General features: G+C 52.8%; 15 protein-coding genes. 4 read left to right on the top strand and 11 right to left on the bottom strand.

The window, feature by feature from the left end; translation table 11 throughout:
- Window positions 1-52: 52 nt before the first annotated feature.
- A complete protein-coding gene (locus OGX81_RS01190; protein WP_071257587.1) occupies window positions 53-2,443 on the bottom strand; it encodes a glucose/quinate/shikimate family membrane-bound PQQ-dependent dehydrogenase in 2,391 nt (796 codons plus the stop codon).
- Window positions 2,444-2,648: 205 nt separating this feature from the next.
- Between OGX81_RS01190 and hpt the strand changes: the two genes are divergently transcribed.
- Window positions 2,649-3,185, top strand: coding sequence for a hypoxanthine phosphoribosyltransferase (gene hpt / locus OGX81_RS01185; protein WP_024130701.1), 537 nt, complete (start codon window positions 2,649-2,651; stop codon window positions 3,183-3,185).
- An 86-nt stretch (window positions 3,186-3,271) separates the two neighbouring features.
- Here hpt and can read toward each other — a convergent pair whose 3' ends face one another.
- Window positions 3,272-3,934 carry a carbonate dehydratase gene (gene can / locus OGX81_RS01180; protein WP_012134030.1) on the bottom strand — a complete coding sequence of 221 codons (663 nt, stop codon included), beginning with the start codon at window positions 3,932-3,934 and terminating at the stop codon, window positions 3,272-3,274.
- A 232-nt stretch (window positions 3,935-4,166) separates the two neighbouring features.
- Between can and OGX81_RS01175 the strand changes: the two genes are divergently transcribed.
- The 3 genes from OGX81_RS01175 to OGX81_RS01165 all read left to right on the top strand — a co-directional run bounded on the left by OGX81_RS01175 (window position 4,167) and on the right by OGX81_RS01165 (window position 6,404).
- Window positions 4,167-5,093 carry an ABC transporter ATP-binding protein gene (locus OGX81_RS01175; protein WP_104869070.1) on the top strand — a complete coding sequence of 309 codons (927 nt, stop codon included), beginning with the start codon at window positions 4,167-4,169 and terminating at the stop codon, window positions 5,091-5,093.
- Complete coding sequence (locus tag OGX81_RS01170) at window positions 5,090-5,860, top strand: ABC transporter permease (RefSeq protein WP_012134028.1); 771 nt, start codon at window positions 5,090-5,092, stop codon at window positions 5,858-5,860. Before OGX81_RS01175 ends, OGX81_RS01170 begins: the two co-directional genes overlap by 4 nt.
- A 103-nt stretch (window positions 5,861-5,963) precedes the next feature.
- A complete protein-coding gene (locus OGX81_RS01165; RefSeq protein WP_012134027.1) occupies window positions 5,964-6,404 on the top strand; it encodes a PTS sugar transporter subunit IIA in 441 nt (146 codons plus the stop codon).
- A gap of 55 nt (window positions 6,405-6,459) precedes the next feature.
- On the opposite strand, the gene OGX81_RS01160 is transcribed toward OGX81_RS01165, so the two are convergent.
- The 9 genes from OGX81_RS01160 to panC form a co-directional block, all read right to left on the bottom strand.
- The gene (locus tag OGX81_RS01160; protein ID WP_077956841.1) at window positions 6,460-7,575 is read right to left on the bottom strand and encodes a fimbrial protein; all 1,116 of its coding nucleotides are present in this window, start codon (window positions 7,573-7,575) and stop codon (window positions 6,460-6,462) included.
- A gap of 8 nt (window positions 7,576-7,583) precedes the next feature.
- Window positions 7,584-8,192: a fimbrial-like protein gene (locus OGX81_RS01155; protein WP_071257589.1), complete on the bottom strand. Its 609-nt coding sequence runs from the start codon at window positions 8,190-8,192 to the stop codon at window positions 7,584-7,586.
- Between the two features lie 18 nt (window positions 8,193-8,210).
- Window positions 8,211-8,777 (bottom strand): fimbrial protein, encoded by a 567-nt coding sequence (locus OGX81_RS01150; RefSeq protein WP_012134024.1) that lies wholly within the window; start codon window positions 8,775-8,777, stop codon window positions 8,211-8,213.
- 26 nt (window positions 8,778-8,803) lie between these two features.
- A complete protein-coding gene (locus tag OGX81_RS01145) occupies window positions 8,804-9,433 on the bottom strand; it encodes a fimbrial protein (protein WP_104869069.1) in 630 nt (209 codons plus the stop codon).
- 27 nt (window positions 9,434-9,460) lie between these two features.
- Entirely contained in the window at window positions 9,461-12,061 is a 2,601-nt protein-coding gene (locus OGX81_RS01140; protein ID WP_024130698.1) for an outer membrane usher protein, read from the bottom strand.
- 64 nt (window positions 12,062-12,125) lie between these two features.
- Window positions 12,126-12,869 carry a fimbrial chaperone gene (locus OGX81_RS01135; RefSeq protein ID WP_049009322.1) on the bottom strand — a complete coding sequence of 248 codons (744 nt, stop codon included), beginning with the start codon at window positions 12,867-12,869 and terminating at the stop codon, window positions 12,126-12,128.
- A gap of 80 nt (window positions 12,870-12,949) precedes the next feature.
- Window positions 12,950-13,540 carry a fimbrial protein gene (locus tag OGX81_RS01130; protein ID WP_024130696.1) on the bottom strand — a complete coding sequence of 197 codons (591 nt, stop codon included), beginning with the start codon at window positions 13,538-13,540 and terminating at the stop codon, window positions 12,950-12,952.
- Between the two features lie 421 nt (window positions 13,541-13,961).
- Window positions 13,962-14,342 carry an aspartate 1-decarboxylase gene (panD, locus tag OGX81_RS01125; RefSeq protein ID WP_012134019.1) on the bottom strand — a complete coding sequence of 127 codons (381 nt, stop codon included), beginning with the start codon at window positions 14,340-14,342 and terminating at the stop codon, window positions 13,962-13,964.
- 92 nt (window positions 14,343-14,434) lie between these two features.
- Complete coding sequence (gene panC, locus OGX81_RS01120; protein WP_024130695.1) at window positions 14,435-15,289, bottom strand: pantoate--beta-alanine ligase; 855 nt, start codon at window positions 15,287-15,289, stop codon at window positions 14,435-14,437.
- Between the last annotated feature and the right edge of the window lie 21 nt (window positions 15,290-15,310).

The raw sequence follows: 15,310 nt of genomic DNA, 5'->3' as shown, positions 1-15,310 counted from the left end.
AAATGAGCATCCTGTAGGCCGGATAAGGCGAAGCCGCCATCCGGCATAAACGTTACTGCGCGTCGTCAGGCAGAGCGTACGCGACAATATAGTCGCCCATCTTCGTCCCGAACGAACCGTGACCCCCGGCGGAAATCACGACGTACTGCTTACCGTTGACTTCATACGTCATCGGCGTTGCCTGACCGCCTGCGGGCAGACGGCCTTCCCACAGTTTTTCACCATTGCTCATGTTGTAAGCGCGCAGGTAGTTATCTGCGGTCGCGGCAATAAACAGCACGTTGCCAGCGGTAGAGATTGGGCCGCCCAGCATTGGCATCCCCATATTGAACGGCACTTTAAACGGCATCGGGAACGGCATGCTGTCCTGCGGCGTACCAATACGTTTTTTCCAGACAACTTCGTTGGTTTTCAGATCTAGCGCGGAGATGTAACCCCAGGCAGGCTGTTTACACGGCAGACCAAACGGCGACAGGAACGGGTTCAGCGTCACGCCATACGGTACGCCATACTGCGGCTGAATACCCGATTCCGAACCGGTGCCTTTGGCATCTTCCGGCGGCTCCATCGGATTACCCGGGCCGCGTGGGATCAGTTTAGAGACAAACGGCAGCGCCATCGGGTTGGCAATCGCCACCTGACGGTTCGGATCGACGGAAATGCCGCCCCATTCGAACATACCGAGGTTGCCCGGGAAGACCAGCGTGCCTTTTTCTGATGGCGGGGTAAAGATCCCTTCATAACGCATCTGATGGAACATCACGCGGCACACCAGTTGATCGAACATGGTGGCGCCCCACATATCCGCACCGGTCAGGTCTTTCGTCGGACGGAAGCTCAAATCAGAGAACGGCTGCGTTTTGGTGACGTAATCCCCTTTGGCCGCGCCCTGCGGCACCGGTTTTTCCGGGGCAGGCACCACAAGCTGACCATTGCGACGGTCCAGCACGAAAATATTACCGGTTTTTGCCGGGGCGTAGATGACCGGAACGGTTTGCCCTTTCACGGTGATATCCGCCAGCGTCGGCTGGGACGGCATATCCATATCCCACAGATCGTGATGAACGGTCTGATAGCTCCAGGCCAGTTTACCGGTCGTTGCATTGAGCGCCAGGATCGAGCTGGCATAGCGCTCCTGCTCTGGCGTACGGTTGCCGCCCCAGATATCCGGGGTGGTGACGCCCATCGGCAGATAGACCAGATCCAGCTTCGCGTCATACGCGGCTGGCGCCCAGGAGTTTGGCGAGTTTGGCGTGAAGTGGTGCTCATCCGACGGGATCGCGTTCGGGTCTTTCGCACCGGGATCGAATGCCCACAGCAGTTTACCGCTGTTCACGTCAAAGCCGCGAATAACCCCGGACGGCTCGCGGGTAGAGAAGTTATCGGTGACGGCGCCTGCAATGACGATCACCTTGTCGGTCACGACCGGCGGTGATGTGGGTTCATACATGCCCGGCGTAGTGACCGGCATATTGGTTTGCAGGTTCAGAATGCCGTTGTTGGCAAAGGATTCGCACAGCTTGCCGTTGTCTGCGTTGAGGGCGAAAATACGGCCATCGTTCACCGGCAGAATAATGCGGCGCGGGCAGTCTGAAACGACATCCGGCGAGGCGTTATCGGCCGTGGCTTCATGATAGGAGACGCCACGGCAGGTAACATGCTGGAAGCTGGGATCGGTATTGAGCTGCGGGTCGAAATGCCACTTCTCTTTCCCGCTCGCCGCGTCCAGCGCAAACAGACGCTGGTGGGCGGTACACAGATACAGCGTATCGCCGACTTTAATCGGGGTCACTTCGTTGGTGATTTCACCCGGATCGTTCGGCTGCTTCAGATCGCCGGTACGGAACACCCACGCCTCTTTCAGGTTGTGGACGTTATCAGCCGTGATCTGCTTCAGCGGGGAGTAGCGCTGCCCTTCCTGATTGCGGCCATAGGCAGGCCAGTCCTGGTCCGCTACCGGAGAGATCGGTTCGGCAGGCACCGCGTCCGCGCTTAGCGTACCGTTGATCTCTTGCGGGTCGTTGAAGCCAGCCCAGGTGAGGATGCCGCCGCTTATCAGCAGGGCAACCACCAGCGCGCTGACAGCGCCGCTGGAAGGGACGCTCAGGCGATGCCAGACAAACGGTAAAATCAGCCAGATGCCGAAGAAGACCAGAATGTCGCTACGCGGGGTCAGCGCCCAGAAGTCGAAGCCGACTTCCCACACGCCCCAAATCATGGTGGCGAGGAGCAGGGCGGCATACAGCCACAGCGCGGAACGCTTGCTGCGCCATAATAGCCCGGCGACGCCAAGCATGACGATGCCCGCAATCGGGTAGTACCAGGAGCCGCCTATGGCGACCAGCCAGCCGCCGCCGATCAGCAGATACAGCCCGCAGAGTGCAGCGAAGAGGGCTGTCAGCGTCACGAGAAGCCGTGGCGCTTTTGCGTTGTTATTTGCCATAAAAAGATACCATCTCAATTTGTTAATTTTTTAGTAGCAATTAATTATAGGATTTAACAAGTGTGATCGTCATCACAAAATGAGCTTTATTAACAGATGCCGCGAATAAATACTTTTGCTGGTATACTGCGTGCCTTGCGCTTCGATGCTGTCTTATCAAGAGCAGGCATGAAGTGATTTGTTTTTAAATCATATGGTTAGAGATATGAAACATACTGTAGAAGTAATGATCCCCGAAGCGGAGATCAAAGCGCGCATTGCCGAACTGGGTCGTCAGATTACTGAACGTTATAAAGACAGCGGCAGTGACATGGTGCTGGTAGGTCTGCTGCGTGGCTCATTTATGTTTATGGCGGATCTGTGCCGCGAGGTACAGGTGTCTCATGAAGTCGATTTTATGACCGCCTCCAGCTACGGTAGCGGCATGTCCACCACTCGCGATGTGAAAATTCTCAAGGACCTGGATGAAGATATCCGTGGCAAGGATGTGCTGATTGTCGAAGATATTATCGATTCCGGGAATACGCTGTCGAAAGTGCGGGAAATCCTGAGCCTGCGTGAGCCAAAGTCCCTGGCGATTTGTACGCTGCTGGATAAGCCGTCTCGCCGTGAGGTTGACGTCCCGGTTGAGTTTATCGGTTTCTCGATCCCGGATGAGTTCGTTGTGGGTTACGGCATCGACTATGCTCAGCGTTATCGCCATCTGCCGTATGTTGGTAAAGTGGTGCTGCTGGACGAGTAAGAACGTTGTGCCGGATGGCGCTACAGGTACTATGTCCGTAGAAATGTAGGCCGGGTAAGGCGTAGCCGCCACCCGGCAATACACGTTTACTTGTGGTTAATATGCTTTTTGCTGAGGTTTGAAACCCCCCGACGATAGCGCTGTTCCAGCGTTTCACGGTTGGTCGCCGTGACTTCCAGATCGCGCAGCAGGCCGTCGTGAATACCGTAGGCCCAGCCGTGAATCGTCACTTTCTGACCGCGTTTCCACGCGGACTGCATGATGGTTGAGTGGCCCAGGTTATATACCTGTTCCATCACGTTCAGCTCGCACAGGGTATCGATTCGACGCTCCTGCGGCATTTCTCCGAGTAATGAGCTATGTTTGAACCAGATATCGCGAATGTGCAGCAACCAGTTGTTAATTAACCCCAGTTCCGGGTTTTCAACAGCCGCCTGGACGCCGCCACAACCGTAGTGACCACAAATAATAATGTGTTCAACTTCCAGTACATCGACGGCATACTGCACCACGGAGAGGCAGTTGAGATCGGTGTGAATGACCAGGTTGGCAACATTGCGGTGAACAAATAATTCGCCCGGCTCAAGGCCGGTTAAACGTTCTGCGGGAACGCGGCTGTCGGAACATCCAATCCATAGAAAGCGCGGTTTCTGCGCTTGCGCCAGTTTCTCAAAAAATCCGGGATCCTCTTCCACCAGCATTTTTGACCATAGTGCATTGTTGCTGATGAGTGTATCTATGTCTTTCATGGAGGTTAACGACCTGTAACCAAATAAGTGCGTTGGGCTAATATAGGGCAACTCCGGGATTATTTAAACCATATACTCGTCATTCTTCACGTTGCAGGTGCGTTGGCTTCCTCGCTCACCCCGGTCACTTACTGGTGTAAGCTTCCGGGGATTCACTGCGTTGCCGCCTTCCTGCAACTCGAATTATTTAGAGTGTAAATAAAGTGTAAGAACGTAAGGTAAGTAAAAATTCATGACCATTGCACTGGAACTTCAGCAACTTAAAAAAACGTATCCGGGCGGCGTTCAGGCGCTCCGTGGGATCGATTTGCAGGTTGAGGCGGGTGATTTTTATGCGCTTCTGGGGCCAAACGGGGCGGGGAAATCAACCACCATTGGCATTATCAGCTCGCTGGTTAACAAAACCTCCGGGCGCGTCTGCGTCTTTGGTTACGACCTTGAAAAAGATGTGGTCAACGCCAAACGCCAGCTTGGCCTGGTGCCGCAGGAATTTAACTTCAACCCGTTTGAAACCGTCCAGCAGATCGTCGTCAATCAGGCGGGGTACTACGGCGTTGAGCGTAAAGAAGCCGTTGCGCGCAGCGAAAAGTACCTGAGACAACTCGATCTGTGGGAAAAACGTAACGAACGCGCGCGTATGCTCTCCGGCGGGATGAAGCGTCGTTTGATGATCGCCCGGGCGCTGATGCATGAGCCGAAACTGTTGATTCTGGATGAACCCACCGCAGGGGTGGATATTGAACTTCGCCGCTCAATGTGGGGCTTTTTGAAGGATTTAAACGACAAAGGCACCACGATTATCCTGACGACGCACTATCTTGAAGAAGCGGAAATGCTGTGTCGCAACATCGGTATCATTCAGCACGGCGCGCTGGTGGAAAACACCTCGATGAAAAATCTGCTCTCTAAGCTGAAATCCGAGACGTTTATTCTCGATCTGGCGGCGAAAAGCCCGCTGCCGAGGCTGGAAGGCTATCAGTACCGTCTGGTGGATACCTCGACGCTGGAGGTCGAAGTATTGCGGGAACAGGGCATCAATAGCGTCTTTTCGCAACTGAGCAGCCAGGGCGTTCAGGTTCTCAGTATGCGTAACAAGGCAAACCGCCTGGAAGAACTGTTTGTCTCTCTGGTGCATGATAAAAAAGGAGATCGCGGATGATGCAGCTGTATTGGGTCGCGCTGAAAAGCATCTGGGCGAAAGAGATTAACCGCTTTATGCGTATCTGGGTGCAGACGCTGGTGCCGCCGGTCATCACCATGACGCTCTATTTTATTATCTTCGGTAATCTGATTGGCTCACGCATTGGCGAGATGCACGGTTTTAGCTATATGCAGTTTATCGTGCCGGGCTTAATCATGATGGCGGTGATCACCAACGCGTATGCCAATGTGGCCTCATCCTTCTTTAGCGCCAAATTCCAGCGCAACATTGAAGAACTGCTGGTGGCGCCTGTCCCGACGCACGTCATTATCGTCGGATATATTGGCGGCGGCGTGGCACGCGGGCTGTGCGTAGGGGTTCTGGTTACGGTGATTTCGCTGTTCTTTGTGCCGTTCCAGGTACACTCCTGGGTGTTCGTGGCGTTAACGCTGGTGCTGACGGCGGTGCTGTTTTCGCTGGCGGGGCTGCTGAACTCGGTCTTTGCGAAAACCTTTGATGATATCAGCCTGATCCCGACGTTCGTGCTGACGCCGCTCACCTACCTGGGTGGGGTGTTTTATTCCCTGACGCTGCTACCGCCGTTCTGGCAAGGATTGTCGCATCTGAACCCGATTGTCTACATGATCAGCGGCTTCCGCTATGGTTTCCTGGGCATTCACGACGTACCGCTGGTCACTACGTTCGGCGTGCTGGCCGTGTTTATCCTGGCGTTTTACCTGCTGTGCTGGTACTTAATCCAGCGCGGACGCGGCTTGCGCACGTAATGTTTTTCCTCTCCTCCGCCGGGGGGAGAGGCAGACTTTGACGTTTATCACCCTTACTCATTTATCACACTGATAAACTACTTGCTTGCTAAGGAGGTAGGCTATGTTGGGTTGGGTGATTACCTGTCATGACGATCGCGCGCAGGAGCTACAGGATCGTCTGGAAGAAAAACATGGCCCGCTGGCGCAGTGCCGGGCGGTGAACTTCTGGCGCGGCCTGAGTACCAATATGCTCAGCCGTATGATGTGCGAAGCATTACACCAGGCGGATTCCGGCGATGGGGTGATCTTTTTAACGGACACGTCCGGCGCCGCGCCTTATCGTGTGGCGTCGCTGATGAGCCATAAACATTCCGGCTGCGAAGTGATTGCCGGTGTGACGTATTCATTGCTTGAAGAAATGCTTGCCGCGCGGGAATCCATGAGCAGCGCGGCGTTCCGTGACACCATTGTTTCTCTCGGCGCGCCCGATGTCACCAGTCTCTGGCATCAACAGCAAAAAAATCCGCCTTTTGTGCTGAAGCATGATTTGTACGCGTACTGACGGTCAATTCGTGGAGGCGATGATGCGGCTGACAGGCAGTCAGCCGCAGGGAACGTTATTCGTAGCTGAGGGTGAAAGTACCGACGGTTTCAAAAGTGCCGGCTTTAATTGTACCGATTTTGATTAACTGCCCGGTGAAATCCAGACCAATAGATTCATGATACCACTCACGATTTCCGCTGTAGGTGATACCGACACGCTCCGAACCGTCTACCTTCATTGTTTGTGTGTTGTTATTGATAATGGAACGAATTTTTACGCCCACACCCTCTGCGCTCCCTGAAGAGTTGGTGAGAATCGTATTGTCTGCGCCATGATTGCCGGTCAGGGTGACGGTAACGGTCGTCAATGAGCAGCGGAATAAGTTAAACGTAAACGGCTTTTCTACCGACTCGCCCGTTTTTTCGAAATCGGAACGGTAAAAGTCGCCAAAATCCACGTCCCGATCGTATTCGTCATTATTTATCCCCATTCCCTGGCAGGTCGGCTCCATGACGGAAAACGCCATCGATGCTCCACTCATCATAAGGTCGAGATCGTTTTGCCCGGCATCTCCTATGTGCAGAGTACCGATTTTCCCTGGCAGCGCGTTCCCGTCCGTCTGACCATTTCGGGGGTGGTAGTCTGGCGTCTGATACATCGTGACGAAGATATCCCAGTTGCGTGTTGCGCTAGGCCCCGTCCAGGGGGCATCGCCATGGCTTGGGAAGGTTGACGTTCCTCCGGGCAGCGGTAGGTTTAAATCCAGATCGTTAGTGTTGTTGCCGTTGTGGCAGTTCCCGATACACCTCACGGAATAGGTGTAAACAATGCCGGGAATCGAGGTTTTGAGCAGCCCGGTAGGGCCATCTGACCCCTGAGTGGTATATTGATCCCACAAATTGGCGTCGGTAGGGCCGGTCAACGTTACGGCATTGCTCCCACTACCTCCGCATGTGATGGGCGCCGCTCCCTGGAATAAAGGGAAATCACCCTCCATAGACTGAGGGTTCATAATGATGAGCGGCGTATCGATGCCTCCGATGGGGCCGATGAGCGTTCTGGCAGTCCAGAAAGCAGGTATACTGGCCTGCTGTGTCGTAAAATGACATGCGGTGTCTGCTAACGCTTGCCTGGCGAAAATGGAGAGCACGCAAAATAATAGCGGCAGTAAATAGCGTAATTTCATCATAAATCCCTTTACTGATAGGTTACATTGACCACCACATTGCTGGTCACCAGTCCGTTGCCGACATCGCCCGTGTTCTGGTAGCGGGCGTAAAACACATAATCTGCTGGAAAGAGCGGTGCCGCTTGCTCGCTAAGGTCATACGCTACGTCGGAACTGCCATCGCTATTCAATACGTTCGTGTGGTGTGTGGCGGAAAAAACAACCACACCGACATTTCTGGCCTGATCGCTGACCGCGTTATTGATAAATACCTGGCTGTTGTCGGGGTTTATACCGAATTGCGGTTCAAATCGAAAATGAAGCTGCTGGCTTCCTTCGCTTCCTGCTGGCGGCACGTCGCAGTTGACAACCTGAATGGTAAACGTTGTACCGCCAGCGTCCGTTTCCGGCCGCAGGCGATCGCTGTTGTCCGTATTGTAAAACCAACTGCGCGTGACGGTTGGCAACTCGACATTACCGCCATTTTCCAGGCTTACTTGGCAGGTATTGGCCAGAATCTTCGCCTTAAAATTGACGTCCATTCCGCTGTCGTCAGCCTGACTGACGACAGGCCACAGTCCTGCCAGGCCCACCAGCAGGGCGAAAGTAAATCGCATAAAAAATAGTGTCTGTCGCATAGTTGCCCGCTGGCTACATTACTGGTAGGTGACTAAAAAGGTGATAAGCGACGTCGCTTCACCTGTTGTGATATCAGCGGCTGTTTTACCATTCGCAACGACCCAGCGAGCCACCAGAGGATAGGTGTAGCTTTGGTTCATATTCTTCGAACCAAACGAATGCGTCAGTACATTCGAAGGGTTGCCCGTCTGGCAGGCTAACTGGGTGCCTGAGTCTGCGGCGGTTTCCCAGATCTCAACGGCGGTATTCGTGGCGCCTGTTGTCGCGTAGGAGTCGCCGGAACAGGTATTGCCCGCCCCTGGCTGAGCCGCCACGGTTGTGGTTAACACGCCCGCGCATTCGGTCAGTGCGATATTAAAGGATTCGGTACGCGTACCGACTTCGTTCTTATACAGATCGCCGAAGTCAATCGTGCTGGTCGGGCCATCTGCATCCGTCACCTGGGTGTTACAGGTGCCGGGGAGGATCTCAGTGGTAAAGATAGCCTGCAACTGATTGGTGCCTGTCACCGGGGCGGCGTGGGTCAGGCCGCTGAATAATCCACCAGCTACTGCCAGCGCGAGAAAAAGAGAATTAGATTTCATTATGATGCTCCGTTATATCGCAGGAATTATTCATAGCTAAAGTTAAAGGTTGCTGTTGCCTGGAAGGCGCCAACCGCCGGGGTTGTACCGGAGATCCTTGTCGTCACCAGACGCGCCACAAGGTCGACCTGTTTGCTGTCTATTTCAGCAGGACTCCATTTAATCACCTCGGCATCGTTATCTGAGGTCTCCGTTTCGTTGGCAAAAACAGTAAAATAGCTGGTTGGCGCACTGACACGAGAGAATTTCAGGCCAATCCCGGTGGGGCCTGTCTCACCCGTACCGGGGAGGAGGATGGTTTTCGGCGTACTGTCGTAACCGGAGGTCGTGCCGCTGATGGAGGCTTTAATTCCGGTTACGGATTCCGGGCAGTTTTTAATTTTCAGGGCGAATTGCGCCATCGTTGGCCCTGACGCTGCCTCGCTGGTCTGGTATTTAATGATATCGCCCAGCGACACTTTGCCGTCGGCGCCGATGATGATGGTGGAGCTACTGTCCGAGTCATTAATCGTCATATCACAGGTTGTGTCCCGGATATTGGCTCGGAAGGTAATGTCGATGCTGTCGCCGTTGTCTGCATGAACGGATGAACACACCGCCAGCGCTAACATAGCGACAGGTAAACTGCGGAGATATTTATTACTTTTTAAAGTCATTAAGGGAACTCCCTGTAGAAAAATAACTTATTGCATATGACAGAGTTGATTGTTCAGGATTGTGGTTAATCCTGCCTTTTGTGCGCTGTCGGTAATGTGATAATTCACCGTACAGGCGCTACCTGCTTCTTTACCCCAGACAACTCGCAGGGTGCCCTGATCTTCTACGCCGCGCACATAAGCCTGCCCGGCCTGACCGACGGCGCCGACCAGCTCGCCTTTATCGGTCAGGACGTCTGCGCCGAGTGGAATAAAGCCTTTATCGTTGCGTAGAAGTTCAAGGATGAGAGAACGACCTTCGTCGGTTTCGAAGTTGACCAGCACCACGGCGCCATCACGCGGGACGATGGTTTCACTGGTGTTTTTGACCTCGACGTCGGCGTCCAGAGAACTGATATTCAGCCCAACGCGGTTCTCACGGTAAGCTGAGGCATACGGCATAATCGCGTATCCTGAACGACCTATTTCACCTTTGCCGTAACCGAGCTGCGCGCCTTTTGCGCCGCTGGCATGAACCAGAATAATGGGGCCGGTGTCACTTAACGTTCCTGGCGCCATCGTCAGGCCGCCAGTGTGAACCACCATGCCGCCGCTATAGTTGGCGGAATATTGTTTGCTGCTGTCATCGCTAAAAGAGGTAGAGACTGACAGGGGGCCATACGGACTGCTCCACGAGCCGTAACCGCTGATCTGATTCAAATCGCCATAATCACCGGTATTGCTTGCCGTACTGATGGAGTAGTTAATCTTACCGTCTTCAGTATTACCGCTGGCGGTGTTGTTAAAGTTGGCGCTGCCTTCCATATCCGTACGCGCGCTCATATTGACGTTGTTAAAACCGGCAATATTTTTACGTTCACTGGAGAACGTGCTTAACGGAATGCTGACGTTGAGATAAACGCTGTCATCTTTTTCGCCATCTTCATCATAGGTACGCTGGAGCGAGATGCTGTAGCTGCCATAGCGGAAGTCATTGCTGTAACCTGCGCTGTAGTTTGAGGTGGAGCCACTCTCATTCCAGTAGTCTTCCCAGGTGCCGGTGACATAGAGCGAGCCGTAGTTTTCACCATTGAACGCCAGCGGTTGACTGACGCTAATCTGAAACTGGTTTTTCATACGCTGATAGTCAGAATAGAGTTCGTCGCTGGACTCATATGACTGATTCTTATAGCTGCCGTATTTCACGTCGTCCTGTAGCGCGGCGGCGTCCCGCAAGCTGAGGTAGTCTTCCGTCGAGAAACGGTATGCCGCCACATTGAATGAGGTGTCGGTGGTTTCGATGACCTTGCTGTACGTCAGGCGATAGCTTTGGCCGGTCAGCGTCCCCAGCTCGTCAATTTGTGCATGTGACTGCGTGACGTCTAACGCGAAGGCGCCGATCGCGGTGTTCATCGCCACGCCAAGCAAACCGGCGTAAAAATCCATGTCGCTGTACTGCACGCCCGCGTAGCCGGTAAAGGTGTTGTTGAGACCGTAATACCAGGTGGCGTAACCAATGTTCGGTCTGTCATGCAGCGAATCGTCGTTCAGTTCGCCCGCGCCAAACTCCCAGCGTGAGGTTCCCGGACGCATCATCTGCGTAACCGAGGAAAAAGGAACCGTGAAGGTTCTCTTGCTGCCGTCAGACTCTTCTACAGTCACCTGTAGATCGTTACCGTAGCCGGTGGTGCTGAGATCGCTCAGTTCAAACGGGCCTGGCGGTACGGTGGTTTCATAAATTTTGCTGCCGCTTTGCATGACGGTGACTTTGGCGTTGCTGTTGGCGACGCCACGAATGACCGGTGAGTAGTTGGTACGGCCTTCCGGGCGCATGCGATCGTCGCTGTACAGGCGCATCCCGCGCAGGCTGACGGAGTCGAAGGTGTCGCCGTTGGTGTAGGTTTCGCCCGCCACAACCTGCGCGGTTAACGCCGGAATGTCGCGCTGGAGGTAAATGTCCTGGCTGGAGTAATCCGAACCGTTGTCTTTATCCCAGTTGTAGGTGCCGCGGGAGCGCAGCCGCCATGCGCCCAAATTCAGCCCATATTGCAGACCGGCGTAAGCCGTGTCGGAATTATTGCCATCGCTTTCGCTATGCCAGGCGTTGAGGTTGTACGACAGCAACGCCGCCGGAATACCTGCATCCCATAATGATGGATCGACATATCCCGCCGGGCGTTTGAGAACGTAAAGCTGCGGCATCGTCAATTCCAGGGTAAGTTTTGAGGTATCGAAATTCACCGACGAGTGGGGGTAATATTTTTTGATATCAATACAGGTTGTATCATCGTCGGAAATAGTATTCCCCAGCACGCTACTATCAACGCCCGCTTGTTTCAGCAACAATGCGGTAATACACGGCGTGGCGCGTGGCGTTCCGTTATCTTTAAATTCGATGTTTTGCGTCGATTTATTTTCACCGTTCAGGCTTATTTTCGCCCGGTAGGTTCCCGGTAATATTGGATTACCCTGAGCATAACGGCTTACATCGACTGCACTCCCCATATTCAGCAGGAATTGATCGTTAAACTCTACCATTTCCTCTGAGTCGGGAGCAGAGGACTGTGCAGGCGTATTTCCCGTCGCATGAACAGAGAACGGCAATGCCGCACTAATGGCGAGACATAATAGAGATCGTCGAAAAATCATAACAAGTCCAGTCGATTAAAGCGGGTTGCCGTTATATAAGAAGAAAAAATATATTTTTAATTTATTAATTAACGTTGGCGGTGAGTTTTTCCGTTCCGCCAAAATCATTGATAGCGATATACACCACTTCTCCGCTGGCGTTATTCGTTAATCCTTTAACCGTCATGGTTTCGCTGGAGAACGGCTTAATCGACTTACTGTCAATTTCATACTCTTTGGCGCCGACCTTAAACGTTGCGCTGGAGAGTGAAACGTTATAGGGCGAGTCGTTACGGCCAACTAAAGACAGGGTGTTGCCCTGGCGCGTTTGCGACCATTTAACCTGCTTCATCGCCTCACCCGGGGTGCCTTTTAAGCCGTCCGGGCGGAAAAATAGCTTAATACGGGTACGGAAAGCGAGTTGCAGTTGGTTCTGGCTTTCGCCGTCTTTCGCCGTTGCTTTTTTGGGAATTTCCAGCACGTTAAACCAGAATAAGGATTCCCGATCCTGCGGCAGCGGCTGCTGTAAATATGTCACACGCACAGACTGGCCTTTCCCTGGATCGATGCGTGAAATGGGCGGGGTAATGACAAAAGGCAGTTTTAATTCCTGCGGGTTAACGTTCGGGCTCCCGTCATCCAGCCAGATCTGAAGTAACAGCGGGTTTTTGCCTCGGTTATCCAGGTTCACAATCACATCTTTCATGGATTGTTGATATACGATGCGTGTGCCGGAGATAACCACGTCGGCGCATGCCTGAAAAGAGGCGATGCCGATCATGGCGGCGGTGAGGGTTTTTAATCCGGTTTTTAACGTCAGGCTGAACATAATGCTACCCACTCCCTGTTGGATGTAACGAAAACATCCTCTGGCTTAAGCCAGAGGATGAAGAACAACAGTCCTGTTGCTTATTGGTAGTTCATGGTGAAGGCAACCTGTGCCTGCACGGAACCGCTGGTTACGCCAGTAGCCGGACCCATATAAGCGACGGTGTAGTTCAGTTCGCCTTTGCCATCAGTCAGCGTGGTTGACTGAGTGTTGTTAGGATGATCGATTTTGATCAGATCGGTCTTCGTGTTGCCATCGTTGTGCAGAACCAGGCTTACGTTGGTTGCTGAACCTTGCAGGCCAGTTGGTGGAACCAGTGCGCCTTCGTTGTTTGCGGAAGAACCGCCCCAGGAATCAAACTGCGCATCAGCAGACTGCAACTCAGTATCCGCACAGGAAATAGACAGCGCGAACTTAGCCTGGCCCAGGGTGCTGTTAACGTCGGCAGCAGTACCTGGGGTGAAGTCTTCTACTGACACGGTCGGCAGAGTGACGTTGAAGTCTTTAGTTGTCTGGGAGCTCAGTGGATCATCTTTCAGCGTGATGTTACAGGTATTCGGGGTGACCAGGCCGTGGAAGGTGATGGTGCCACGATCCGCGTCTGCTGCGAATGCTGAACTGGAAATAGTTGCCAGAACTGCCGCAGCTAATGCGTATTTTTTCAATGCCATTTTGATAAACATCCGTATTAGATAATAAGTGTACTTTACGTTTTTAGAAAAAGTACTTCGTCTGTTAAGCGTAAAGGCCGGCCGGGGAATTACATTAACTTTGCGGAGTATAGGAAAATATTTATTGATAATTGTAATTATCTTTACTTAAATGGTGTTTAAGTAAACTTAACTGATGGTTATTTCGTTGAAAGGTAAGTGTTTTTATTTTTGGTTATTCATCTGATGAATTTGTGAGGAAAAGAATTTAATGATATAAATAAATATAACGATGGATTGTTGAACGTTTGTTTAAATTTTCTGATAACGCCTCAACTAATATTATTAGTTGTCCTGATAAGAAAGGCCGGAATTATTTAAAATAAAAGGAGCTGAAGTTTTTCGGCTCCTTTTATTAATATAATAATATATTTGGGAAATATCAGGCAACCTGTACCGGGATCGCTTTCGCGGTGCGCTTCATTTCATTATCGCCTTCAAAATAGGCGACGTTGGGCTGCCAGCGACGCGCTTCTTCGTCTGACATGGTAACGAAACTTGCGATGATCACGATATCGCCCACCGCAGCGCAGTGCGCCGCTGCGCCGTTCACGGAGATGATTCTGGAACCACGCTCGGCGGCAATCGCATAGGTTGAGAAGCGCTTGCCGTTAGTCACGTTCCAGATATCAATGGCTTCGTTTTCAAGAATACCGGCTGCGTCCAGAAAATCCTGATCAATGGCGCAGGAACCTTCGTAGTGCAGGTCCGCCTGAGTCACTTTCACGCGGTGGAGTTTGCCCTGCAGCATAGTGCGAATCATAACTTCTACCTTTAAATCTTAGCGATAACGAAGCAGGCGTCGCCTGCTTTGAGGAAATTCTCAGGCAGTATTGCCTGATTTTTAACCCCTGTCTACTGGGTTAATGTAACGGACTGATTGTCGATTAAGCGAGCCTGACCCAGCCATGCCGCCATCAGGATCACCGCGCGTTTGCTGCTATCGGTGAGTTCCAGCAGCGTGTCCGCGTCGCGAATCTGAATGTCATCGGCGCGGAAGCCTTTTTCATTCAGCTCCTGCTCGGCGACGGCGATCATCTCTTCCAGATCGCGATTACCCGCCAGCAATTTCTCGGCGACGCTGTTCATCACCTTATTTAAGCCGGGAGCAATTTTGCGCTGTTCGGCGGTCAGGTAACCGTTACGCGAGCTCAGCGCTAAACCATCTTTGGCGCGAATAATCGGTACGCCGACGATCTCGATGTCGTAGCCCATATCGGCCACCATCTTGCGGATTAAAGCCAGTTGCTGGAAGTCCTTTTCGCCAAAGCAGGCGATGTCCGGCTGGACGAGATTGAAGAGTTTGCTGACGATGGTGGAAACACCACGGAAATGGCCCGGACGGCTGGCGCCTTCCAGCATGGTGGACAGCCCAGGAACATCAACGTAAGTCTGGCCGTCAGTGCCTTGCGGGTAAATTTCCGCGGGCGCCGGCGCGAACACGAAATCCACTTTGCGTTTGTTCAGCTTTTCGCAATCTTCCTGCAACGTTCGTGGGTAGCGTACCAGATCGTCCGGGCGGTCAAACTGCATTGGGTTCACGAAAATACTGACCACCACGACGTCAGCGCGCGCTTTCGCTTCCTCAACCAGTTTCATATGACCATCGTGCAGGTTGCCCATCGTTGGCACCAGCGCAATGCGTTTACCGTCCTGGCGCAGGCGGCGAATATGCTGTCGCAGCAGCGGCAGGGTTTCAATAATTAGCACAACAAGACTCCTTAAGTTGCC

It is taken from the genome of Citrobacter sp. CK206, from assembly GCF_030333125.1.
GTDB classification, from domain to species: Bacteria; Pseudomonadota; Gammaproteobacteria; order Enterobacterales; family Enterobacteriaceae; genus Citrobacter_B; species Citrobacter_B koseri.
The sequence above is the reverse complement of the archived record's forward strand: the minus strand, read 5'-3'. Positions and strand labels throughout refer to the sequence as shown.